Below are 22061 nucleotides of genomic sequence, written 5' to 3' on the forward strand. Positions count from 1 at the left end.
AAGACATGCTCATGCCCCAAGGCCTGAACGAGAAGCCGCCACCCGCCGCAAATGCTGCGCCGCCCCGCCAAACTGCTGCTCGATCACCGTCAGCCGCTTGAAGCCATGGCCAACAGCCAGCTCGTCGGTCATGCCCATGCCGCCGTGCAACTGCACCGCGCCCTGCCCCACCAAACGTGCCGCCCGCAGCACCGTCACATGGGCCGATGACACCCGCTCGGCGCGGCGCTCGGGGCTGTCGCCCAGCACATCGGCACAAGCGCCGACCGCTGCCGCGGCCTGCACGAGCGCCATGTACATGTCGGCCATGCGGTGTTGCAAAGCCTGAAAGGCCGCCAATGGCTGGCCAAACTGTTTGCGCTGGCTGGTGTAGTTCAGTGTGTCGCGCATCAAGGCCTGCATCACGCCCACGGCCTCGGCGCCTGCAGCCAGCATGGCCGTGTCCCACGCTTGTGAGAGCGCAGCCATTGCATCGCCTTGGCCAATGAGGGCTTGCACAGGCGTTTGGTCAAAGGCCAGCTCAGCCGCCCAGGCACCGTCGATCAGGCGAATGTCGCGCCGCTGCACACCGCTGGCGGCAGGATCGATCAGACAGATGCACAGCTGGCCCGCCTCGTCTTGTGCACTCACCAGCCAATGCGTGGCCCCGGGTGCGCCGCGCACCAAGGCTTTGCGCCCGGTGATCTGCAACTGACCGTTTGAATTGTGCAAACGGGTCTGCACCCGACTCAAATCCGTGCGCCCTGCAGGCTCCAAAGCCGCCACGGCCAAGCGCACTTGGCCATCGGCCAGGCCTTGCAGCAAGGCATCAGCCGCCGGGTCGCCCAGCGCCTGCAGCAAGTTGGCACCCAAGACGGCCGAGCTGCTGTAGGGCTCGGCCGCCAAAGCCGCCCCCAGGGCCTGGCAGATCAGCATCTGCTCGGGCAAACCACCGCCCATGCCCCCCAGGTGTTCAGGCAGCGCTGCACCCAAGAGGCCCAGCTCGTGCGCCAGGCCTTGCCACAGCGGCGCAATCGCTTGCGGCGTGGCGATCATCTGCGCGCGTTTGTCAAAGGCCCATTTGTCTTGCAGCCAGCCTTGCAGACTGGCCACGAGCATGGCCTGCGTCTCGTCCAGCGGCAGCACAGGCTCCACCACCTCGGCCCCCAGGATGTGGCGGGCGATCAGGTTGCGCTGCACTTCATTGGTGCCGCCATAAATCGAAGCGGCGCGGTCATTCAAGTAAGCCCGGGTGGCAAACACCGACTCTTCGGTCACAGGCAAAGCGTGGGCAGAGGCTTCTTCGATGGTCAGGCTGCTCGCGCCATAGGGGCCTGCAATGTCCAGGCCCAGCTCGGTCAAGTGCTGCTTGAGCTCGGTCGCCAGCACCTTGCCCATGGAGGGCGCTGCTGGCATCCAGCTAGGCTGCGTGCCGCCACCAATGCGGGCAGTCAGCACCTGTTGCTCCCAAGCGTGCAGGGCGTCGATGCGGCACTGCGCGTTGGCCAAGCTCAGGGCGATGTCTTCGTGCTCGGTGCCCGACGCACCTTGCGCAAAGCCTTCATGCAAGGACTCGCGCAAGCGGGCCAGCCGCCCCCTCAAGAACGGCGCAGACGAGCCACCCCGCTCATGCTCCAGCAAAAATTTGGCAATGGTCCAGCCCTGGTTTTCTTCGCCGATCAGCGCATCAGCAGGTACGCGGGCCTCGTCAAAAAAGACCTGGTTGAATTCGTGATCGCCCGAGATGCTGACAATCGGCCGGATCTGAATGCCCGGGTTGTTCAGCTCGAACATCAGGAAGCTGATGCCTTGTTGCGGTTTGCCGCTGCTGTCGGTGCGCACCAGGCAAAACATGTGCGTGGCCCGGTGGGCGTGGGTGGTCCAAATTTTGGAGCCGTTGATCACCCACTCGTTGCCCTCGCGGCGGGCACGGCATTGCAGCGAGGCCAAGTCGGAGCCCGAACCCGGCTCGCTGTAACCCTGACACCAGTAACTCACGCCATTGCGCAAGTCGGGCAGCCAGCGCTCTTTTTGGGCCTGCGTGCCAAACGCCACCAGCACGGGTGCAGCCATCACCAGACCCAGGGGCGAAACTTTGGGGGCATCAGCCGCTGCCATTTCACTGGCAAAAATGTCGTGCTGCCTGGGCGTCCAGGCGCAACCACCCCACTCGACTGGCCAGTGCGGCGCGGCCCAGCCGCGCTTGGCCAAAATCCGCTGCCACGGAATACCGACCTCGTAGTCGGCAAAAATGCCCGAGGTGCGATGCCCGCCCAGACGGATTTCGTCGGTCAGCTCAGCGGCCAAAAAGGCGCGCACTTCGTCGCGAAAAGCCAGCTCTTCTTTGCTCAAGTTCATGGGGTGTTCGCTCTCAAAGGCAGACGCCATCGCCCGATGGCGCCAGGGTCATAGGTGGAATCAGAAGCCGACGTAACGCACAAAGTTGGCGGCGTCTTCGCGCACCGACTTCACGCTGTTGGCCACAAAGTCTTCGTCCGGGTAGCCCATGGCGATGCAGATCATGATGTTCTGATCGTCTGGAATGCCCGCGTGCTCGCGCACCACGGCCGACTGCATGATGCCTTGGCCGTTGATGACGCTGCCCAAGCCACGCTCCCAGGCGGCCAACACCAGCGCGTGCGACAAAGCGCCCAAGTCAAACTGGCTGATGGCCGCAGGTTCGAGGTATTTGTCGTAGGTCAGCACCAGCGACACGGGCGCATCGAATTGCCGAAAACCGCGCATGACCCAATCGGTGCGCCGCGCCTTGTCGTCGCGGGCGATGCCCATGGCGTCAAACAGCTGAATCGCGATGTCGACCTGCCGCTTGCGGTGGATGCCGTCGTAGGCCTCCTTCATGGGAAAGTCGCGCTTGGGCGGCACGCCCTTGACCATGTTTTCGGTGTTGCCCCGGCGAATGCGTTCCAGCGGCTCGCCCGTGACCACATGCACATGCCAGGGCTGTGTGTTCATCGACGAGGGCGACCATTTGGCCACTTCGATGATCTCTTCGATCACCTCGCGTGGCACAGGTTTGGGCAAATAGCCCCGAACGCTTTTTCGGGCTTTGATGAGTTCTGAAAATTCCATGCTTCTTCTCCTCATCCGAAGATGAGGGAAAAGCCTTCCACCGTCAATACAAGCGTGATGCCAAGGTTACTCAAACCATCAGGCTTTGGGCTCAATGACCTCGGTGGCACACCGGAAGGCGTCAATCGCCGTTGGAAAACCGCAATACACCGTGGCGTGCAGCATGAGTTCGCGGATTTCTTCAGGGGTCGCACCATTGGTCAGAGCACCGCGAATGTGGGCTTTGAGCTCTTGCTGCTTGCCTTGCGCCGTCAGCATGGCCACCGTGATCAGGCTGCGGGTTTTCAGGTCCAGGCCTGTGCGCTGCCAGACATTGCCCCAGGCGTTGCGGGTGATGAACTCCTGCATGGGCTGGGTGAACTCGGTCGCACCACCCAGGGCACGTTCGACGTAATCGGCACCCACCACTTGGCTGCGGGTGGCCAAGCCGTTTTGGAAATCGGTATCGGTCGGCCAATCCAAAGGCGCGGAATTCTCGGCGGGGGTGTTCAAAGCGGTCATGGTGAAACTCCATTTGGTGGAAAATGAGCCAAGCATAAGCATTTTTAAACCCCTGACGAGCACACCCATGACACCACGCTACCCCGCCCCCGAAATCAATGACTTGCCCGACGACATCAAGGCCAAGGTGCTCGAAGTCCAAGAAAAAGCCGGTTTTGTGCCCAACGTGTTTTTGGCCTTTGCACGCCGCCCCGCTGAGTGGCGTGCATTTTTTGCTTACCACGACGCCCTGATGGTGCCCGAGTCGGTGGGGCGCGAAAGCGGCCTCACAAAAGGTGAGCGTGAAATGATCGTGACCACCACCAGCGCGGCCAACCACTGCCTGTATTGCGTGGTGGCCCACGGCGCGATCTTGCGCATTTACGAGAAAAAGCCTCTGGTGGCCGACCAAGTGGCCATCAACCACCGCAAGGCCGACATCAGCCCACGTCAACGCGCCATGCTGGACTTTGCGCTCAAGGTGTGCAACCACTCCGACCAAGTGGAAGACGCCGACTTTGCTGCCCTGCACGCCCACGGCTTTGACGATGAAGACATCTGGGACATCGCCGCCATCACCGCGTTCTTTGGCCTGAGTAACCGCATGGCCAGCTTCAGCGGCATGATGCCCAACCCCGAGTTTTACCTGATGGGCCGCGCGCCCAAAGCCAAACCTGCGGCCTGACGCAAGCCTACACCCCACCTCCATTGGCCGGGGAACAGGTTCACGTTGGTCACCCGGCCCCTCAGGCTTAGTCGCCCGGGTGACCGGGTCAGGGCGGCGACACAGGTTTGTCCTCTTGCCGTGAAAAAAAACATGGCATTCAATTGGATTTCCATTTCAAGGAGACCCTTTTGAATTCGAACAAGCTTCCCCGTCGTACCTTTGTTCAGGCCTCGGCCGCCATGGCCGTCACGCTGGGGTTTCCAAGCCTGTCGCAAGCGCAGGCTTTTCCGGCCAAACCCATCAAACTGATCTGCCCCTGGCCTGCAGGTGGCTCCAGCGATGCGGTCATGCGAGCCTTGGCCGAAAGTGCCAGCAAAGCCTTGGGCGGACAGGTGATCGTCGAGAACAAGCCGGGTGCCAGTGGCATGTTGGGCCCCAACGAATTGGTTCGTGCCCAGCCCGACGGCTACACCCTGTCGCAAATCACGATCGGCGTGGCGCGTTTGCCGCACATGCAAAAAATGCAGTTCGATCCGCTCAAAGACTTCACTTACATCGCGTGCCTGACGGGCTACACCTTTGGCGTGGTGGTGCGGTCCGACTCCCCCATCAAGTCAATTGCAGACCTCGTGGCTTTTGCCAAAGCCAACCCGGGCAAGTTCACCTATGGGTCGACGGGCAATGGCACCACACCGCACTTGGCCTTTGCCGAATTCGCCAGCAAAGCCAAGATTGACGTCACCCATGTGCCCTTCAAAGGCAGCGCCGATGGCGTGCAAGCCGTGTTGGGCGGCCACGTCATGTCGCACAGCGACGCCACCGGCTGGGCCCCACAGGTGGAGGCAGGCACCATGCGTTTGCTGGCCACCTATGGCAGCAAACGCACCAAGCGCTGGCCCAATGTCCCCACACTCAACGAACTTGGTTTCGACACCGTCTCCGACTCACCCTTTGGCATTGGCGGCCCCAAGGGCATGGACCCGGCCGTGGTCAAGAAGTTGCACGACGCCTTCAAGCAAACCCTGCAAGACCCGGCCGTCATGGCCAGCTTCGACAAATATGACCAATCGGTGATCTACATGGGCACCGAGGAATACACCCAGTTCATCCGCAACACCTTCCAGTCCGAAAAAGCGACCATCGAACGCTTGGGCTTGGCCATGAAAACCTGAAAAAGGCCAATCCACCACGCATCCTGTTCTTGTTAAAACAGGCTGCAGACCCAAAAAAAAACGGCAGCCCAGGCTGCCGTTTTGCATGGCTGCCGGATCAAATCCGGCATGACACAGGGGATCAGTAAGCCTGACCCAGCTGCCCCAGGATGGCGGGGTTCTCGAGGGTGGAGATGTCTTGTGTGATCTCTTCGCCTTTGGCCAGCGAGCGCAGCAGGCGGCGCATGATCTTGCCGGAACGGGTCTTGGGCAAGTTCTCGCCAAAGCGGATGTCCTTGGGCTTGGCGATCGGGCCGATTTCTTTGGCAATGTGGTCGCGCAATTGCTTGGCAATCGCCTTGCCTTCGTCGGTATTGGGCAATGCACGCTTGAGCACCACAAAGGCGCAAATCGCCTCGCCTGTGGTGTCGTCAGGGCGGCCCACCACGGCAGCTTCGGCCACCAGCTCGGTGCAGCTCACCAAAGCGGATTCGATTTCCATGGTGCCCATGCGGTGACCCGACACGTTCAGCACGTCGTCGATGCGGCCGGTGATGGTGAAGTAGCCGGTCTTCTCGTCACGGATCGAGCCGTCGCCAGCCAAGTAATACTTGCCCTTGAAGTCTTCAGGGTAGTAGCTCTTCTTGAAGCGCTCAGGATCACCCCAGATGTTGCGGATCATGGAAGGCCATGGGCGCTTGACGACCAAAATGCCACCTTGGCCATTGGGCATGTCTTCACCTGTTTCGCTCACGATGGCGGCCTGGATGCCGGGGAAAGGCAGTGTGCAGGAACCGGGCACCATGGGTGTAGCGCCGGGCAGCGGCGTGATCATGTGGCCGCCGGTTTCGGTTTGCCAGAAGGTGTCGACGATGGGGCAATTGCCGCCACCAACGTGCTGGTGGTACCACTCCCATGCAGCAGGGTTGATCGGCTCACCGACCGAGCCCAACAGGCGCAAGCTGCTGAGGTCATAGCTCTTGGGGTGCACCGCATCGTTGGCTTCTGCGGCCTTGATAAGCGAGCGAATGGCGGTGGGCGCGGTGTAGAAGATGGTGGCTTTGTGGTCCTGAATCATCTTCCAAAAGCGGCCCGCATCAGGGTAAGTGGGCACGCCCTCGAACACGATTTCGGTGCCACCCAAAGCCAAGGGGCCATAGGTGATGTAAGTGTGGCCCGTGACCCAGCCGATGTCGGCGGTGCACCAGAACACGTCGTCGGCCTTCAAATCGAAGGTCCACTTGGTGGTCAAAGCGGCATGCAGCAAATAGCCGCCCGTGCTGTGCTGAACACCTTTGGGTTTGCCGGTAGAGCCGGACGTGTAGAGCAAGAACAGGGGGTGCTCGGCACCGACCCACTCGGGCTCGCAGGTGGTGGCTTGCTGGTCGGCCAAGTCGGCCATCCACTGGTCGCGGCCAGCGGTCATGGCGATGTTGGCGCCCGAGCGCTTGACAACCAGGACGTTTTGGATGGAGCCGCAACCGCCCAAATTGATGGCGTCGTCCACGATGGATTTGAGGGGCAACAACTTGCCGCCACGCACCTGGTTGTCTGCGGTGATCACAGCCACAGCGCCCGTGTCTTCGATGCGGTCACGCAGCGACTGCGCCGAGAAACCACCAAACACCACCGAGTGGGTCGCGCCGATGCGGGCGCAGGCCTGCATGGCGGCCACGCCTTCGATGGACATGGAGATGTAGATGACGACGCGGTCACCCTTTTTGATGCCCAAGCTCTTCAAAGCGTTGGCGTACTGGCAAGTTTTGGCCAGCAGCTGGCTGTAGGTGATCTTGGTCACTTCCCCGCCGTCGGCTTCAAAAATGATAGCGGTCTTGTCGCCCAAGCCTTTTTCGACGTTGCGGTCCAGGCAGTTGTACGAGGCGTTCAGCGTGCCGTCTTCGAACCACTTGAAGAAAGGCGCGTTGGACTCGTCCAGCACCTTGGTGAAAGGTGTCTTCCAGCTGATCAGCTCTTTGGCCAGGCGGGCCCAATAGCCTTCGTAATCGGTTTCGGCTTCTTTGCACAGCGCTTCGTACGCAGCCATGCCGGAAACATGGGCGTTTTTCACGAAGTCAGCGCTGGGTTGGTAAAGGTTTGAACTCATCAGATTTGTCTCCTCAATGACATGACGTTGTTTAAAACTGGTGCAAATGTCTGCTTTCGCTCTTACAAAGCACTGACTGACATGAGTCTTGCACGGGTGATGGCGCGATACCGGATGGGACCGCCTAAAATCCGAATGATGTCACGAGAGACGCTTGCTCTCATCAAACCAGGAAAAACATGTCCAAACCCACACCTCCCGCCAAAATCAACTTGAGCCCCTTGAGCGCCTTCATTTTTGCCAGCCGTTGGCTGCAATTGCCTTTGTATTTGGGCCTGATCGCCGCACAAGCCGTGTACGTGTTCCATTTCTGGGTCGAATTGGTGCACTTGCTGGAAGCCGCTTTTGGCAGCCAAACCGCCTTACAAGCTTTGGTCAACAGCATCGGTTACAAAGCCGATGTGCAGCTGACGGCCTTGAACGAAACCGTGATCATGTTGGTCGTGTTGGCCCTGATCGACGTGGTCATGATCTCGAACTTGTTGATCATGGTCATCGTGGGCGGCTACGAAACCTTTGTCTCACGCCTGAACCTCGAAGGCCACCCCGACCAGCCCGAGTGGCTGAGCCACGTCAATGCTTCGGTGCTCAAGGTCAAGCTGGGCACGGCCATCATCGGCATCAGCTCGATCCACTTGCTCAAGACCTTCATCAATGCCGCCAACTACGACGAAAAAGTGCTGATGTGGCAAACCCTGATCCACATGGCGTTCTTGCTCAGCGCGATTGCCATCGCCTATGCTGACCGCCTGATGTCGCACCACGACAAATCCGACCATTGAACCCTTGACTCACGACTCTCCATTGGAACGACCCATGACCACCCTGATCAAACAAGACGACCTGATCGAATCCGTTGCCGCAGCGCTGCAGTACATCAGCTACTACCACCCGGCCGACTTCATCTCGCACCTGGCCAGCGCCTACGAGCGCGAGCAAAGCCCCGCAGCCAAGGACGCGATTGCGCAAATCCTGACCAACAGCAAGATGAGCGCCTTTGGCCACCGCCCGATTTGCCAGGACACCGGCATCGTCAACGTGTTCCTTGAAGTCGGCATGGACGTGAAATTTGACGGCTTTACCGGCAGCCTGGAAGACGCCATCAACGAAGGCGTGCGCCGTGGCTACAACCACCCCGACAACACGCTGCGTGCATCGGTCGTGTCTGACCCACACTTCAACCGCAAGAACACCAAGGACAACACGCCTGCGGTGATCTTCACCAAGATCGTGCCCGGCCACCATGTGCATGTGACCGTCGCAGCCAAAGGCGGCGGCAGTGAGAACAAGTCCAAGCTGATCATGCTCAACCCTGGCGACAGCATCGTCGACTGGGTGCTCAAGACGGTGCCCACCATGGGCGCGGGCTGGTGCCCTCCGGGCATGCTGGGTATTGGCATTGGCGGCACCGCCGAAAAAGCCGTGCTTCTGGCCAAGGAAAGCCTGATGGAAGACCTGGACATGTACCAGCTGCTCGAAAAATCCAGCAAGGGCGAGAAGCTCGACCAGGTCGAAGAAATGCGCCTGGAGCTCTACCACAAGGTCAACGCCCTGGGCATTGGCGCGCAAGGCTTGGGTGGCCTCACCACCGTGCTCGACATCAAAATCAAGATGTACCCCACACACGCGGCCAGCAAGCCCGTGGCCATGATCCCCAACTGCGCGGCCACCCGCCACGCGCACTTTGTGCTCGACGGCTCCGGGCCCAGCTACCTCGAAGCACCTTCGCTCGACCTGTGGCCCAACGTGGGCTGGACGGCCGACACCGAAAAGAGCCAGCGCGTGGACCTGAACACCTTGACGCCCGAACAGGTCGCCGCCTGGAAACCCGGCCAGACCCTGCTGCTCAACGGCAAGATGCTCACGGGCCGCGACGCTGCGCACAAACGCATCCAGGACATGCTGGCCAAGGGCGAAAAACTGCCGGTGGACTTCACCAACCGCGTGATCTATTACGTGGGCCCGGTGGACCCGGTGGGCGACGAAGCCGTGGGCCCTGCTGGCCCGACCACGTCCACCCGCATGGACGGCTTCACCGAAATGATGCTGGCGCAAACCGGCCTGATCGCCATGATCGGCAAGGCCGAGCGCGGCCCGGTCGCCATCGAAGCCATCAAGAAGCACAAAAGCGCTTACCTGATGGCCGTGGGCGGCGCGGCTTATCTCGTGTCCAAAGCCATCAAACACGCCCAAGTGGTGGGCTTTGCCGACATGGGCATGGAAGCCATCTATGAATTCGACGTGGTCGACATGCCTGTGACGGTGGCGGTGGACGCGGGCGGCACCAGCGCCCACATCACCGGCCCCGCCGAATGGCAAAAGCGCATCGCCACGGGCGAGTTCAAAGGCATTGGCGTCACAGCCGCCTGATGCAGGCAATGACCCGAAAGGCCGCATCAGCGGCCTTTTTTTCAAGCCGACCAAACCACAACTGACCTTGAGCGCCCCCTCTGACATGAACGCAGCGTCCCGCCCCATCGGGGTTTTTGACAGCGGTATCGGTGGCCTGAGCGTGTTGCAGGCCCTGCAAAGCGCCCTGCCCCACGAGCACTTTGTGTATTTGGCCGACAACGCACACGCGCCTTATGGTGAAAAAACCGATCTGCAGGTGAGACAACGCACGCACGCCATCACCGAGCATTTGCTGAACCAACACCACATCAAGGCCTTGGTGGTGGCTTGCAACACCGCCACGGCTGCGGCCATCCATGAGCTGCGCACACGGCATCCACAACTGCCGCTGGTTGGGGTAGAGCCCGCGCTCAAACCCGCCGCAGCCCTGAGCCAAACAGGCCACATTGGCGTCATCGCCACCCGGGGCACGGTGGCCAGTGACAAGTTTGCGCGATTGCTGGACTCGGTGGAGGGACAAGCCCAATTCACGGTGCAAGCCTGCAATGGGCTGGCCTTGGCGATTGAGCAAAGCACCTTGCCCCAGCACGCCGACGAGGCCCAGCAACGCATCACCGAACTGCTGGCGCACTACACCAGCGCCATGGGCACTTTTGGAACAGGCCCTGGACAAATGGACACGCTGGTGTTGGGCTGCACCCATTACGTGTTTGTGGAAAATCAACTTCGAACGCTGCTGGGACCCGATGTGCAGCGGGTGTCCACGGGCGAAGCCGTGGCCCGACAAACACGGCGCTTGCTGGAAGCCGCTGGCATGCTGCGCTCAGGCCCCGCACCGCTGTCGGCGGCACAGCGCATGAGCTTGTTCACCACCGGTGACCTGCACGGCCTTCAGGCCGCGGCAAAGCGATGGCTGGGTTTGCCGCCAGGAGCTTGCCACAAAGCGCCACCACAAGTCTGAAGGCACCCACTCCAGGGGTGGGCTGCAACTCAATCAGCGCCCTGCCCCAGTGCCATGCGACGACCGCGCTGCATGTTCACCGGCATCAACAAGACCAGGCCCAACACAAACAACAAAGAAGTCGAGCCAATCGCCAGGCGCTGGTTGCCATCGCTCAGCCAAGTGATCAGGCCATAAGTCAACGGCCCCAGAATGCTGGCCAGTCGAACGGCAAATGTCCACAGACCAAAAAACTCACCCAAGCGCTGGGGCGGCACCATCAAACCGGCCATGGCGCGACCCGCAGACTGGCTCGATCCCATGCAAAAACCGGCAACCCCAGCCGCCCACCAGAACGTGGCTTTGTCGGCAGACAAGGCCGCAATGAAGCAAGTGGCCACCCAGCCCAACAAAGTCAGTGACAGCGTCAGTTTGTGGCCCAAGCGGTCTTGCACATGACCAAACACCAAAGCCCCCACAAACGCCGCAATGTTGAGCACAAAGATCAGCACCATGGTTTCTTGGGGCTGAAACCCGATGACCTGCTCGGCGTAAATGGCTGCCAAGGTGATGGCGACGGCCACACCGCCTTGGTAGGCCACGGCGCAAGCAAGCAGTTGGATGAAGTCTCGATAAGGCAAGGCCTCGCGCAGGGTTTGGCGCAAATGGCGCAGGCTCTGCATGGCCGAATGCACCGGGGCATCGGGCCGGGCGGGCGAATGCTCGCGCAACAAAGCAAACGTCACCCAAGCCGCTGCGCCATACACAGCCGCCGTGATGAGCATGGTCACGGGCACAAATTGGCTGCCCGACTCGCCGCGCGACTGAGCAGCCAGCACATAAGCCAGGCAGACGCCCAGCGTGAGCATGCCACCGATGTAACCCAGCGACCAGCCCCAACCACTCACGCGACCCATGGCTTCGGGCTTGGCCAATTCGGGTAAAAAAGAAGCGGTCAGCGACTCGCCATAAGAAAAAAAAGTGTTGGACAGCACCAAAATGAACAAGCCCAAAGCCACTTGCCCCGGTCCCACCAAGGCCAAAGCCGCTGTGCTGAGCACACAGCCTACGGTCACCCACATCAGCAAGCGTTTTTTGCCAGCGACCCGATCAGCCCATGCCCCCAAACCGGGCATGGTGAGCATGACGATGAAATAAGACAGGCTCAGGCCCGAAGTCCAGGCCAAGGTGGCCCAGCTTGCGCCATCGGCCACGCCACCCACAAAGTAAGCAGCAAACACGGCGGTGATGACCACCGTGGAATAGCCCGAGTTGGCAAAATCGTACATGGCCCAGCCGAAAACCTCGCGCATGCGAACCCCCGGGTTCAGCGCATCACGAGAAAACAAGCCGAGCATGGCAATCAGTGCAAATGTCGTGGACGGCGACCGCCACCCCCGTGGCTGCCGTTGCCGTTGCCCCCTGCACCTTTGGGGGGCTTACCCAGCTCCAATGAACTGACCAGGTTGTCAAAGCGCTGACTGAAGAGCTTGTCGATTTCAGACACTACACCCGACAACTCGGCCCCATCAAAGTGCCGTTCCATCATGTTCACGACGTCGTGGATGAGCAAATCGCGCTGGGCCTGCATGATGGCCCCAGGGTCCGGCCCCACAAACAACATGACAAAGTCGTCGCGAGAATCGGCGCCACTGGCTTCATCCTCGTCGTCAAATTCGGTGTCGTAAAAAGTGACTTCAATGGGTGTGCCTGCAGAGGACAACTCATTGAGGTTCATGCACAAGTCTTCCATGACCATGCGGAAATCTTCATCCCCCCGCACAGTCCAGCACATTTGCAGTCGATGTGAGCTGGCATCAAAACGAATGCCAGGCTCTTCTTCGTAAAGGCTTGAAGAGGCTTCATTCAAAGATCTTGCGCCAGCGTATTGCCAAAGTGGCTTGAGCGCTTCCTGAATGGATTTGAGGTCGGTGCCGGATTTGATCGGCACATCACCATGCACGTGGATTTCAAGCGGTGCGTTGTCTTGGTTCATGATGATGTTGATGTGTACTTTGGTGCCCCGAGCCGGAATCGAACCGGCACGCCCGTTATTCACGAAGCAACGGATTTTAAGTCCGGTGTGTCTACCGATTTCACCACCGGGGCAGAGGCTCTATTGTGCCTTGAGATCGGGCCGATAAAGTCTCAACTTGTTTGCAAATTGAGCATGGCCAATGCATAAAGTGCCACAACCGACACATAGGCGGCTGACCACACCATGGTTCGCCACTTCGGTTTGTTGCTGACGTAACAAAAAACATAAGCGGTGCGGGCGGTCACAAACAAAATGGACAAGGCGTCGACCGTATGGGGATCCACCCCAGTCAACAAAGCCAAAATCACACCCACCGCAAAGAAGGGAAAGGCCTCAAAACAGTTGGCTTGAGCGGCATTAGCGCGGGCTCGAAAACCTGTTTGTGATGCCAACCACGCCCTCGGGTCACTGTTGTCGTAGCCCTTAAAACCCGATTTGGCGATGCCCGCACAAACGACCGGCATGATCCCTGCGACCAAAACCGCTGCATAGGAAATCAGCATTCCATACCCCCTTGATGAGCAAAGCCTGTGAACAATAGACGAACCGCGTGACCACCAATTAAAAAGCCACTGAGGTCATCAGTGGCTTGCCAAGTCAGGATCAAAAACCTGAGGTGCAGGATCAACCGCCCTTTTTGGAACGCTTGCCAGGATTTTTCTTGCTGCGAGTGGCCACGCCACGCTCAAGGCTGACGCGCTGACCACGACCGCCGGTGCGCAAGGTCACACCAGGCAAAGCTGGCAGTGGGGGGGTGAATTTACGATCTGCTTCGGTGACGATTTTGTTGCCCATCTATGGCTCCAGATAAATAATGCAAAGCGATATTAGGCCACAAGAAGTGGCCTATTCCATCCAATGGACACGATTGACCTGAGAATTTAAGACCCAGCAAGCATGAACTTCGCCCTTGGAGGACGGCCTCCCTGGCACTGCAAGCGGCTCATCAGGCACAAATGTTGCGTTCAGTCGGCCCTGCGCAACGCGACTGCAAAGCCCCTTTGAACCGCCGGCCGAGCCATCATGCGCTCGTACCAACGCTGGACATGAGGAAATTCACTCAAATCCACCCGATGCCGAGCATGACGCCAAACCCAACCCAAAATCGCGAAGTCAGCAATCGACAATTCGCCTGCAAAAAACGCATGCTCGGCCAAACGGCGGTCCATGACCCCATACAAACGCCGTGTTTCGCTCATGAAGCGTTGCAAACCATAGCGCCTGTCACCCTCGTCACTCAATGCAACAAAATGGTGCACCTGCCCTGGGGAGGGACCAAACCCACCCACTTGAAACATCAACCACTCCAGAACAGCCACCCGAGCAGCGCCTGAAGGGGGCAAAAACAGACCCGTCTTTTCTGCCAAGTACATCAAAATGGCACCCGACTCGAAAACGGTTTGCACTTGGCCATCCGGTCCATCGGTGTCCACCAAAACTGGGATTTTGTTATTGGGGCTGATGCGCAAAAAATCGGGATCAAATTGTTCATTTTGTGTGATGTCAACCACTTGCACCGCATAGGGCAAGCCCATCTCCTCCAAGGCCACCGAAATTTTTCGGGCGTTTGGGGTGTCAAAAGCCAACAGTGTCAATGCCATGCAACAAGCTCCTTGAAAAGGGTTCAGTTTATGGACAAAGCGTCCACCCCATGGACCACTCGGTGACTGCATGCCCAGACACCCGCGCTTATGATGATTTTTTAATCAAAAAGGCAAGTGCATGAACCGCGTACTGGCACACACCGGGGCCCAATACCCCATTTTGCAGGCTCCCATGGGCTGGATTGCCCGCAGCGCCTTGGCCTCGGCCGTCTCCAAGGCTGGTGGATTGGGCATCATCGAAACCTCGTCCGGGGAAACCGAAAATTGCCAACGTGAAATCCAGCGCATGCTCGACAGTGGGCTGCCCTTTGGCGTGAATCTTCCGATTCGTTTTTTGAAAGACGACGCCATGCTGCGTTACGTCTGCGAATCTGGCATCCGTTTTGTCACCACATCAGCCGGCAGTCCTGCCAAGTTTGTCGCCCCCTTAAAGGCCGCAGGCATTGCGGTCTACCATGCGGTCCCCACTCTTGAGGCTGCGTTGAAGTGTGCTCAAGCGGGTGTTGACGGCTTGGTGGTGGAGGGCTCCGAAGGCGGTGGTTTCAAAAATCCGGAAGAAGTCAGCACCTTGGTGCTGCTGCAAGCCATCCGCGAACACACCGATTTGCCCTTGATCGCTGCTGGCGGCATTGTGGATGGTCGCGGCATGGCTGCAGCATTTGCCTTGGGTGCCGAGGCGGTACAAATGGGCACCCGTTTTGTGGCTTGCGCAGAAAGCCCCGTTCACGCGCACTATAAACAAGCCATCGTGCAAGCGCCCACCACCGGCACCTACATGCTGAACACCCAGTCTTCGCCTTGCATTCGTGCCCTCAAAGCCCCTTTCACAAAAAGCTTGCACGAGGCAGGGCTGATGGGCCCCGAGGCCTTCAAAGGCATTCAGGACGTTTACTTTGGCGGAGACATGAATGCGGCCCCCGCTTTGGCGGGTCAATCGGCTGGACTGATCCATGAGGTCAAAACCGCCCGTGAAATCATCGAAGAAACCGTGGCCCAGTTCCACGCCATCTCGGCTCGTTTAGGACAACTGGCCTCGACAAGTTCTTTTGGATGATGGGGAGCGCTGAACGGCTGTTGTTTTGATCGCATGCCTCGAACACCGGGCCTCCGTTAACATGACAGAAATTTCATTTTTTGCACTCTCCACCCCATGACCATGACCAAACATTTTCTCGCCCCATCGTTGACAAGCCTGACATTGGCTGCGTGTTTTGCCACATCAGCTTTTGCTCAAAACACCGTCATCACCGCCTCATCACAAGAACCGGGGGCTCAGCTGACCGCCTCAGGCATGGTCTACCGATCCCTCAAGGACGGCACCGGAGCCAGCCCCAAGGCTTCAGACAAGGTCAAAGTTCATTACCGAGGCACATTGCCCAATGGCAAGGAATTTGACAGCTCTTACAAACGCAACGAAGCCATCGAGTTCCCGCTGAACCGTGTGATTCCATGTTGGACCGAAGGTGTTCAACGCATGAAAGTTGGCGGCCAAGCCAAACTGACTTGCCCACCCGCCACGGCTTATGGCGAGCGTGGTGCAGGCGGCGTGATCCCACCCAACGCCACCCTTTTGTTTGAAGTTGAATTGCTGGCCATCAACGGTCAATAAATCCGCCAGACGCGTCACATCCCCCAGGAAAAAGCATGAAGCGCCAATCCCTCCGCATGGACCGGGTCGACACCCCCATCATTCCCACCATTGCCGCGCTGGTGCGCGATAACCCGGGCACCATTTCCTTGGGTCAAGGCGTTGTCAACTACGCCCCACCCGCCTCGGCCATTGCCGCTCTGCCCGAACTGATGGCTGACGCACAGCTGCACAAATACCAAGCGGTCAGCGGCATTGCACCTTTGGTCGAAGCCTTTCGACAAAAGTTGGCCGATGAAAACCAGGTGCACTGCGGCACGGAATCCCGAATCATGGTCACGGCTGGCAGCAACATGGCCTTTCTCAACTGCGTGCTGGCCGTGGCCGACCCCGGTGATGAGTTCATCCTGCCCATGCCGTATTACTTCAACCAGGAAATGGCCATTCGCATGTGTGGCTGCATCCCCGTGCCCGTCCCGACCCACAATGATTGGAGTTTGGATGTTCAGGCTTTGGCGGACGCCATCACGCCGCGCACCCGGGCCATTGTCACAGTGTCACCCAACAACCCAACGGGCGCTGTTTACAGCGAAGCCTCTTTGCGGGCAGTCAACGCCTTGTGCGCGAAAGCGGGCATTTACCATTTCAGCGACGAAGCCTATGAATACTTTACCTACGAAGGTGCTCAGCACTTTTCTCCGGCATCGATAGAGGGCGCACAAGGTCACACGCTGTCTTTTTACTCCATGTCCAAAAATTACGGCATGGCCAGCTGGCGAGTGGGTTATGTGGTCTACCCTGCTGATTTGTTTGATGCCATGAACAAAGTTCAAGACACCAACTTGATCTGCGCGCCAGTGGCTTCGCAACTGCTTGCACTGCAATCTTTAAGACTTGGCCGCGATTGGGTTCAGCCAAAAATTCAAAGCCTTTCCATGGTCCGCCATCAGGTCTACCAAGCCTTGGAGGACTTGGGCGATCTGGTGCAGTTCCCCCAAACCCAGGGGGCCTTTTATGTGCTCATGAAACTGCCTGGCATGGCTGACCCTATGGCGTTCAATCGCCACATGACTGAAAAATTCAAAGTCGCGACTTTGCCCGGTTTTGCTTTTGGTCTGACCAACCTGAACAAGGCCAATTACCAACGACTTTCTTATGGCGCATTGGATCCTGCTACGGTGGCACAAGGCGTGCAGCGCTTTGTGGCGGCGGTCAAAGACTGGTATCGAACTTAACGCGCTGACCTCTACAACCAAGCCTTCACCACATTGATTTTTTTCTTTCGCACAACCCATGTACACCATCTCACTTGAACAATTCACGGCCCAGTCCATGGACGAAGGCTTCGATGAAATCATCGTCCGCGAATGGGATGCCGATCTCCAACTCGACACCCACACCCATCCTTTTGATGTCAGTGCCCATGTGGTGCGCGGCGAGTTTTGGCTGACCGCCCATGACAAGGTGACGCATTTGAAGGCCGGTGATTTTTTTCGCTTGGCACGCGATGTGCCTCATGCAGAGAGATATGGTGCGCTGGGCGCCACCGTGTGGGTGGCCAGGGCCAACTGAACGAATATCAACAAGAGTTCACGACAGCTTCACCAAAAACAAATGCCTCAGCAGATGAACTGCTGAGGCATTGAAATTGGAGGCGCGACCCAGAGTCGAACTGGGCTAGACGGATTTGCAATCCGTTGCATAACCGCTTTGCTATCGCGCCCTTGTCAGTGAACTGACTTGGTCTCAATGGATCGTCAAGTGACAAACCCAAGAAACATTCAAAAATTGGAGCGGGAAACGAGATTCGAACTCGCGACCTCAACCTTGGCAAGGTTGCGCTCTACCAACTGAGCTATTCCCGCAAACAGAGCCTCTTATTATACAGCGTCAACAACAACATTGACCAGAATAAGAGACAAAACTCAAAACCATTTCAGAAGAACAAACTGCTGAAAAAATCCAAAAAAACAGGGAAGCTTTGGCTTCCCTGAGTTTAGAAAAATGATCAAACATTTTTCTTTATTTGGAGCGGGAAACGAGATTCGAACTCGCGACCTCAACCTTGGCAAGGTTGCGCTCTACCAACTGAGCTATTCCCGCATATTTCAATCAACTTGGCATTGTATGCTTTGTTGATTGCAATGGTCAAATTGTAATGCAATTTCAGGGGGGCTTTGAGCTCTTCCTGAAATTTTTACATCAATGTTTGACCGCCTCAGATTTTGCCGTTGTGGTGACCGCTGACAAGGCAGTCGCTGCGACCTCTTCCTCACTCAAAGGCATGGGTTTGGCCTCCAAGGCGACATCGAGCACCTGATCGATCCACTTGACCGGGACGATTTCCAAACCATTTTTGACATTTTCGGGAATGTCTTGCAGGTCTTTGACGTTGTCCTCAGGAATCAACACCGTTTTGATGCCACCACGCAATGCAGCCAGCAATTTTTCCTTCAATCCACCAATGGCCGTGACTTCGCCGCGCAGCGTGATCTCACCCGTCATGGCCACATCGGCACGCACGGGAATACCCGTCATGGCCGACACCATGGCGGTGGTCATGGCCGCACCGGCACTGGGACCATCTTTGGGGGTGGCACCGTCTGGCACGTGAATGTGCAGGTCTTTCTTCTCAAAGACTTCGTCCTTAATGCCCAAAAGACGTGAGCGGCTGCGCACCACGGTGCGAGCGGCCTCGACGGACTCCTTCATCACATCACCGAGCGAACCGGTGCGGGTGATCACGCCTTTGCCGGGCATCAGGGCTGCTTCGATGGTCAGCAAATCGCCGCCCACCTCTGTCCAGGCCAAACCAACGACTTGGCCCACTTGGTTTTTTTGCTCAGCACGGCCATAGGTGTACTTGCGAACACCCAAATAGTCATTCAGGTTGTCTGCATTCACCACCACCTGAGGTGTCATTTGCTTGAGCAACAAAGCCTTCACCACCTTGCGGCAGATTTTGCCCAACTCGCGTTCCAGCGACCGCACACCAGCTTCACGGGTGTAGTAACGCACCACATCGCGCACGGCCTCTTCGGTCACCAGGAGCTCAGAATCTTTGACCCCATTGTTGCCCATTTGCTTGGGCAGCAAATACTTCATGGCAATGTTGGTTTTTTCGTCTTCGGTGTATCCGGACAAACGGATCACTTCCATGCGGTCCAACAAGGCCGACGGAATGTTCATGGAATTGGAGGTCGCCACAAACATCACGTCGCTCAGGTCAAAGTCAACCTCGACGTAGTGGTCACCAAAGGTGTGGTTTTGCTCGGGATCCAACACCTCCAGCAAAGCACTCGACGGGTCGCCTCGAAAGTCAGTGCCCAGCTTGTCAATTTCATCAAGAAGGAACAGGGGGTTTTTGGTGCCCACCTTGTTCAGGTTTTGCAACACCTTGCCAGGCAATGCACCAATGTAGGTGCGGCGGTGCCCACGAATCTCGGCCTCGTCACGCATGCCGCCCAAAGCCATGCGCACGTACTTGCGTCCTGTGGCCTTGGCAATGGATTGGCCCAGCGAAGTCTTGCCCACGCCAGGTGGCCCCACCAAGCACAGAATTGGTGCTTTGACCTTGTCCACGCGTTGCTGCACCGCGAGGTATTCCAGGATGCGGTCTTTGACCTTGTCCAGACCGTAGTGGTCTTGGTTCAGGACCTCTTCGGCATTGGCCAGATCGTGCTTGAGCTTGGTTTTTTTGCCCCAAGGCAAACCAATCAAGACATCCAGGTAGTTGCGAACGACTGAAGCCTCGGCCGACATGGGGGACATGAGTTTGAGCTTTTTGAGCTCACCTTCGGCCTTTTTACGCGCCTCGGCAGACAGCTTAGCAGCCTTGATCTTTTTCTCAAGCTCCTCAATGTCAGCGCCCTCTTCCCCGTCGCCAAGTTCTTTTTGAATGGCTTTGACCTGCTCATTGAGGTAGAAGTCGCGCTGGTTTTTCTCCATTTGCCGTTTGACACGACCACGGATGCGCTTGTCCACATTCAAAATATCCACCTCGTGTTCGAGCTGGGCATACAGGTTTTCAAGCCGCAATTTGATGTTGGCCAAGTCCAGCACTTGCTGCTTGTTCTCGAGCTTGAGTGGCAAGTGCGCAGCGATGGTGTCAGCCAAACGGCCTGGATCATCGATGCTGGAGATCGAGGTCAGAATTTCGGGCGGAATCTTTTTGTTGAGTTTGACGTACTGGTCAAACTGCTGCATCACGGCACGGCGCAGCGCCTCAATTTCGCTGCTGGCATCGGATTGCTCGGACACAGGATCAACAGGGGTGAGCGAGGCCACAAAATGCGCTTCGCCATCCACAATGGATTTGACAATGGCACGTTGCTGGCCTTCAACCAACACTTTGACGGTGCCATCGGGCAATTTGAGCATCTGCAAGATGGTCGAGACACAACCCACGTCAAACATGTCGTCAACCGCAGGTTCGTCTTTGGCGGCTGTTTTTTGCGCCACCAACATGATGCGACGGTCGGCAGCCATGGCCGACTCAAGGGCCTTGATGCTCTTGGGGCGTCCCACAAACAAGGGAATCACCATGTGAGGGAACACCACCACGTCGCGCAGCGGCAACATGGGCAGTTCCATCAAGGTGGGCGGCAAAGGTGTGTGTCCAGACATGGTGTATCCCTCGGATCAATTCAGCTACACATGGATGCTGCCCCCGCAATTTCAAGCCATTCATGACAAATGGTTTGCGGGCGGTGCAGCCAAGATGGGTCAGGCCTGTTTGGCCGACTCGCGGTAAACCAGCAAGGGAGGTTTGTTGTCGTCGATGACGGACTCGTCCACCACCACTTTTTCAACATTCGCTTGGTTGGGCAATTCAAACATGGTGTCGATCAAGGCTTGCTCCATGATGGAACGCAAACCACGTGCACCCGTTTTGCGGGCCAAGGCTTTGCGGGCCATGGCTGTGAGTGCATTGGGGCGCACTTCAAGGTCAACGCCTTCCATGGCCAAGAGCTTGGTGAATTGTTTGACGACAGCGTTTTTCGGCTCGGTCAGAATTTGCACCAAGGCCTCTTCGGTGAGTTCAGCCAAGGTGGCGATCACGGGCAAACGACCGACCAACTCGGGAATCAGGCCAAATTTGATCAGATCTTCTGGCTCCACTTCATTGAACACATCGGTGAGCGAGCGTTGCTTCTTGCTTTTGACAGAAGCCCCGAAGCCAATCCCGCCTGATTCAGTGCGGTTCTCAATGACCTTTTCAAGACCTGCAAAGGCGCCACCACAAATGAACAAGATGTTAGTGGTGTCGATCTGCAAAAAGTCTTGGTTGGGGTGCTTGCGGCCACCTTGAGGAGGCACACTGGCCATGGTGCCTTCGACCAACTTGAGCAAAGCCTGTTGCACACCCTCACCCGACACATCACGGGTGATCGAGGGGTTGTCCGACTTGCGGGTGATCTTGTCGATTTCGTCGATGTAGACAATGCCGCGTTGCGCACGCTCGACGTCGTAGTTGCAAGTTTGCAGCAGCTTGGCCACGATGTTCTCAACGTCCTCGCCCACATAACCGGCTTCGGTCAACGTGGTGGCATCGGCCATGACAAAGGGCACGTCCAACATCCGGGCCATGGTCTGAGCCAACAGGGTTTTGCCTGAGCCGGTTGGGCCGATCAGCAAAATGTTGCTCTTGGCCAATTCGACCTCGTCTTTTTTGGCCGACTCTTTGTGCTTGAGGCGTTTGTAGTGGTTGTACACCGCCACCGCCAAGCTGCGCTTGGCCTTTTCCTGACCAATCACATAATTGTCCAGGTTGTTCTTGATGTCCAACGGTGTGGGCAAACCCTCTTTGGCCCCTTCAGCCACCGTGGTGGTGGCCAGTTCATCGCGCACGATGTCATTGCACAAGTCAATGCATTCGTCACAGATGAACACAGAAGGACCTGCTATCAGCTTTTTGACCTCGTGCTGGCTCTTGCCACAAAAGGAGCAAAACAGGTTTTTTTCAGTGCTTGAGCCTTTTTTGTCGGCCATAAATGTCGCCTCGGAATCCGGATATTCGTCAATGATAACGAAAGAAAAACGGCGCTCACCCTTTGGAGGTAAACGCC

20 protein-coding genes and 4 tRNA genes are annotated in these 22061 nt (G+C 57.7%); 9 read left to right on the top strand and 15 right to left on the bottom strand.

The window, feature by feature from the left end:
- Nucleotides 1–9: 9 nt before the first annotated feature.
- From AMM41_RS12110 to AMM41_RS12120, 3 genes are all read right to left on the bottom strand, one after another.
- On the bottom strand, nt 10–2337 hold the full coding sequence (locus tag AMM41_RS12110) for an acyl-CoA dehydrogenase family protein (RefSeq protein WP_089958369.1): 2328 nt from the start codon (nt 2335–2337) through the stop codon (nt 10–12).
- 60 nt (nt 2338–2397) lie between these two features.
- Entirely contained in the window at nt 2398–3069 is a 672-nt protein-coding gene (locus AMM41_RS12115; RefSeq protein ID WP_089958377.1) for a nitroreductase, read from the bottom strand.
- Between the two features lie 78 nt (nt 3070–3147).
- Complete coding sequence (locus tag AMM41_RS12120) at nt 3148–3570, bottom strand: carboxymuconolactone decarboxylase family protein (protein WP_089958625.1); 423 nt, start codon at nt 3568–3570, stop codon at nt 3148–3150.
- Between the two features lie 67 nt (nt 3571–3637).
- Between AMM41_RS12120 and AMM41_RS12125 the strand changes: the two genes are divergently transcribed.
- Entirely contained in the window at nt 3638–4234 is a 597-nt protein-coding gene (locus AMM41_RS12125) for a peroxidase-related enzyme (protein ID WP_089958382.1), read from the top strand.
- 170 nt (nt 4235–4404) lie between these two features.
- Nucleotides 4405–5388, top strand: coding sequence for a Bug family tripartite tricarboxylate transporter substrate binding protein (locus tag AMM41_RS12130; RefSeq protein ID WP_368664972.1), 984 nt, complete (start codon nt 4405–4407; stop codon nt 5386–5388).
- A 121-nt stretch (nt 5389–5509) separates the two neighbouring features.
- On the opposite strand, the gene acs is transcribed toward AMM41_RS12130, so the two are convergent.
- Complete coding sequence (gene acs / locus AMM41_RS12135) at nt 5510–7471, bottom strand: acetate--CoA ligase (protein ID WP_089958386.1); 1962 nt, start codon at nt 7469–7471, stop codon at nt 5510–5512.
- A 179-nt stretch (nt 7472–7650) separates the two neighbouring features.
- Between acs and AMM41_RS12140 the strand changes: the two genes are divergently transcribed.
- From AMM41_RS12140 to murI, 3 genes are all read left to right on the top strand, one after another.
- Nucleotides 7651–8253, top strand: a complete 603-nt coding sequence (locus tag AMM41_RS12140; protein WP_089958390.1) for a TIGR00645 family protein — start codon at nt 7651–7653, stop codon at nt 8251–8253.
- Nucleotides 8254–8287: 34 nt separating this feature from the next.
- On the top strand, nt 8288–9841 hold the full coding sequence (locus tag AMM41_RS12145; protein WP_089958395.1) for a fumarate hydratase: 1554 nt from the start codon (nt 8288–8290) through the stop codon (nt 9839–9841).
- Nucleotides 9842–9926: 85 nt separating this feature from the next.
- Nucleotides 9927–10784, top strand: coding sequence for a glutamate racemase (murI, locus tag AMM41_RS12150; RefSeq protein ID WP_089958633.1), 858 nt, complete (start codon nt 9927–9929; stop codon nt 10782–10784).
- A 29-nt stretch (nt 10785–10813) separates the two neighbouring features.
- On the opposite strand, the gene AMM41_RS12155 is transcribed toward murI, so the two are convergent.
- The 6 genes from AMM41_RS12155 to AMM41_RS12175 all read right to left on the bottom strand — a co-directional run bounded on the left by AMM41_RS12155 (nt 10814) and on the right by AMM41_RS12175 (nt 14402).
- Complete coding sequence (locus AMM41_RS12155; RefSeq protein WP_089958402.1) at nt 10814–12121, bottom strand: MFS transporter; 1308 nt, start codon at nt 12119–12121, stop codon at nt 10814–10816.
- A 5-nt stretch (nt 12122–12126) separates the two neighbouring features.
- On the bottom strand, nt 12127–12759 hold the full coding sequence (locus AMM41_RS12160) for a DUF6806 family protein (RefSeq protein WP_089958406.1): 633 nt from the start codon (nt 12757–12759) through the stop codon (nt 12127–12129).
- A 20-nt stretch (nt 12760–12779) separates the two neighbouring features.
- A tRNA-Leu gene (locus AMM41_RS12165) sits at nt 12780–12872 on the bottom strand.
- Between the two features lie 39 nt (nt 12873–12911).
- On the bottom strand, nt 12912–13304 hold the full coding sequence (locus AMM41_RS12170) for an MAPEG family protein (RefSeq protein WP_089958411.1): 393 nt from the start codon (nt 13302–13304) through the stop codon (nt 12912–12914).
- Between the two features lie 121 nt (nt 13305–13425).
- Nucleotides 13426–13596 carry a hypothetical protein gene (locus tag AMM41_RS21925; RefSeq protein ID WP_194944765.1) on the bottom strand — a complete coding sequence of 57 codons (171 nt, stop codon included), beginning with the start codon at nt 13594–13596 and terminating at the stop codon, nt 13426–13428.
- 170 nt (nt 13597–13766) lie between these two features.
- Complete coding sequence (locus tag AMM41_RS12175; protein WP_089958417.1) at nt 13767–14402, bottom strand: glutathione S-transferase family protein; 636 nt, start codon at nt 14400–14402, stop codon at nt 13767–13769.
- 121 nt (nt 14403–14523) lie between these two features.
- Between AMM41_RS12175 and AMM41_RS12180 the strand changes: the two genes are divergently transcribed.
- The 4 genes from AMM41_RS12180 (at nt 14524) to AMM41_RS12195 (ending at nt 17565) form a co-directional block, all read left to right on the top strand.
- Complete coding sequence (locus AMM41_RS12180; RefSeq protein ID WP_089958422.1) at nt 14524–15459, top strand: NAD(P)H-dependent flavin oxidoreductase; 936 nt, start codon at nt 14524–14526, stop codon at nt 15457–15459.
- Nucleotides 15460–15561: 102 nt separating this feature from the next.
- Nucleotides 15562–16014: an FKBP-type peptidyl-prolyl cis-trans isomerase gene (locus tag AMM41_RS12185; protein WP_089958637.1), complete on the top strand. Its 453-nt coding sequence runs from the start codon at nt 15562–15564 to the stop codon at nt 16012–16014.
- Nucleotides 16015–16049: 35 nt separating this feature from the next.
- The gene (locus tag AMM41_RS12190; protein ID WP_089958427.1) at nt 16050–17228 is read left to right on the top strand and encodes a pyridoxal phosphate-dependent aminotransferase; all 1179 of its coding nucleotides are present in this window, start codon (nt 16050–16052) and stop codon (nt 17226–17228) included.
- Between the two features lie 58 nt (nt 17229–17286).
- On the top strand, nt 17287–17565 hold the full coding sequence (locus tag AMM41_RS12195) for a cupin domain-containing protein (RefSeq protein ID WP_089958432.1): 279 nt from the start codon (nt 17287–17289) through the stop codon (nt 17563–17565).
- 77 nt (nt 17566–17642) lie between these two features.
- Here AMM41_RS12195 and AMM41_RS12200 read toward each other — a convergent pair.
- The 5 genes from AMM41_RS12200 to clpX form a co-directional block, all read right to left on the bottom strand.
- Nucleotides 17643–17716, bottom strand: a tRNA-Cys gene (locus tag AMM41_RS12200).
- Nucleotides 17717–17782: 66 nt separating this feature from the next.
- Nucleotides 17783–17858 (bottom strand) — tRNA-Gly (locus tag AMM41_RS12205).
- A 162-nt stretch (nt 17859–18020) separates the two neighbouring features.
- A tRNA-Gly gene (locus AMM41_RS12210) sits at nt 18021–18096 on the bottom strand.
- 99 nt (nt 18097–18195) lie between these two features.
- Nucleotides 18196–20619: an endopeptidase La gene (lon, locus tag AMM41_RS12215; RefSeq protein WP_089958436.1), complete on the bottom strand. Its 2424-nt coding sequence runs from the start codon at nt 20617–20619 to the stop codon at nt 18196–18198.
- A gap of 99 nt (nt 20620–20718) precedes the next feature.
- Nucleotides 20719–21984: an ATP-dependent Clp protease ATP-binding subunit ClpX gene (gene clpX / locus AMM41_RS12220; RefSeq protein ID WP_089958441.1), complete on the bottom strand. Its 1266-nt coding sequence runs from the start codon at nt 21982–21984 to the stop codon at nt 20719–20721.
- Nucleotides 21985–22061 lie beyond the last annotated feature (77 nt).

It is taken from the genome of Limnohabitans sp. 2KL-3, assembly GCF_001269405.1.
Lineage (GTDB): Bacteria > Pseudomonadota > Gammaproteobacteria > Burkholderiales > Burkholderiaceae_C > Limnohabitans_A.

What these genes read in the sequence shown, in the direction of transcription:
- AMM41_RS12110 (WP_089958369.1), bottom strand. Translation starts at nt 2,337, where the DNA reads ATGAACTTGAGCAAAGAAGAGCTGGCTTTTCGCGACGAAGTGCGCGCC.
- AMM41_RS12115 (WP_089958377.1), bottom strand. Translation starts at nt 3,069, where the DNA reads ATGGAATTTTCAGAACTCATCAAAGCCCGAAAAAGCGTTCGGGGCTAT.
- AMM41_RS12120 (WP_089958625.1), bottom strand. Translation starts at nt 3,570, where the DNA reads ATGACCGCTTTGAACACCCCCGCCGAGAATTCCGCGCCTTTGGATTGG.
- AMM41_RS12125 (WP_089958382.1), top strand. Translation starts at nt 3,638, where the DNA reads ATGACACCACGCTACCCCGCCCCCGAAATCAATGACTTGCCCGACGAC.
- acs (WP_089958386.1), bottom strand. Translation starts at nt 7,471, where the DNA reads ATGAGTTCAAACCTTTACCAACCCAGCGCTGACTTCGTGAAAAACGCC.
- AMM41_RS12140 (WP_089958390.1), top strand. Translation starts at nt 7,651, where the DNA reads ATGTCCAAACCCACACCTCCCGCCAAAATCAACTTGAGCCCCTTGAGC.
- AMM41_RS12145 (WP_089958395.1), top strand. Translation starts at nt 8,288, where the DNA reads ATGACCACCCTGATCAAACAAGACGACCTGATCGAATCCGTTGCCGCA.
- murI (WP_089958633.1), top strand. Translation starts at nt 9,927, where the DNA reads ATGAACGCAGCGTCCCGCCCCATCGGGGTTTTTGACAGCGGTATCGGT.
- AMM41_RS12155 (WP_089958402.1), bottom strand. Translation starts at nt 12,121, where the DNA reads ATGCTCGGCTTGTTTTCTCGTGATGCGCTGAACCCGGGGGTTCGCATG.
- AMM41_RS12160 (WP_089958406.1), bottom strand. Translation starts at nt 12,759, where the DNA reads ATGAACCAAGACAACGCACCGCTTGAAATCCACGTGCATGGTGATGTG.
- AMM41_RS12170 (WP_089958411.1), bottom strand. Translation starts at nt 13,304, where the DNA reads ATGCTGATTTCCTATGCAGCGGTTTTGGTCGCAGGGATCATGCCGGTC.
- AMM41_RS21925 (WP_194944765.1), bottom strand. Translation starts at nt 13,596, where the DNA reads ATGGGCAACAAAATCGTCACCGAAGCAGATCGTAAATTCACCCCCCCA.
- AMM41_RS12175 (WP_089958417.1), bottom strand. Translation starts at nt 14,402, where the DNA reads ATGGCATTGACACTGTTGGCTTTTGACACCCCAAACGCCCGAAAAATT.
- AMM41_RS12180 (WP_089958422.1), top strand. Translation starts at nt 14,524, where the DNA reads ATGAACCGCGTACTGGCACACACCGGGGCCCAATACCCCATTTTGCAG.
- AMM41_RS12185 (WP_089958637.1), top strand. Translation starts at nt 15,562, where the DNA reads ATGACCAAACATTTTCTCGCCCCATCGTTGACAAGCCTGACATTGGCT.
- AMM41_RS12190 (WP_089958427.1), top strand. Translation starts at nt 16,050, where the DNA reads ATGAAGCGCCAATCCCTCCGCATGGACCGGGTCGACACCCCCATCATT.
- AMM41_RS12195 (WP_089958432.1), top strand. Translation starts at nt 17,287, where the DNA reads ATGTACACCATCTCACTTGAACAATTCACGGCCCAGTCCATGGACGAA.
- lon (WP_089958436.1), bottom strand. Translation starts at nt 20,619, where the DNA reads ATGTCTGGACACACACCTTTGCCGCCCACCTTGATGGAACTGCCCATG.
- clpX (WP_089958441.1), bottom strand. Translation starts at nt 21,984, where the DNA reads ATGGCCGACAAAAAAGGCTCAAGCACTGAAAAAAACCTGTTTTGCTCC.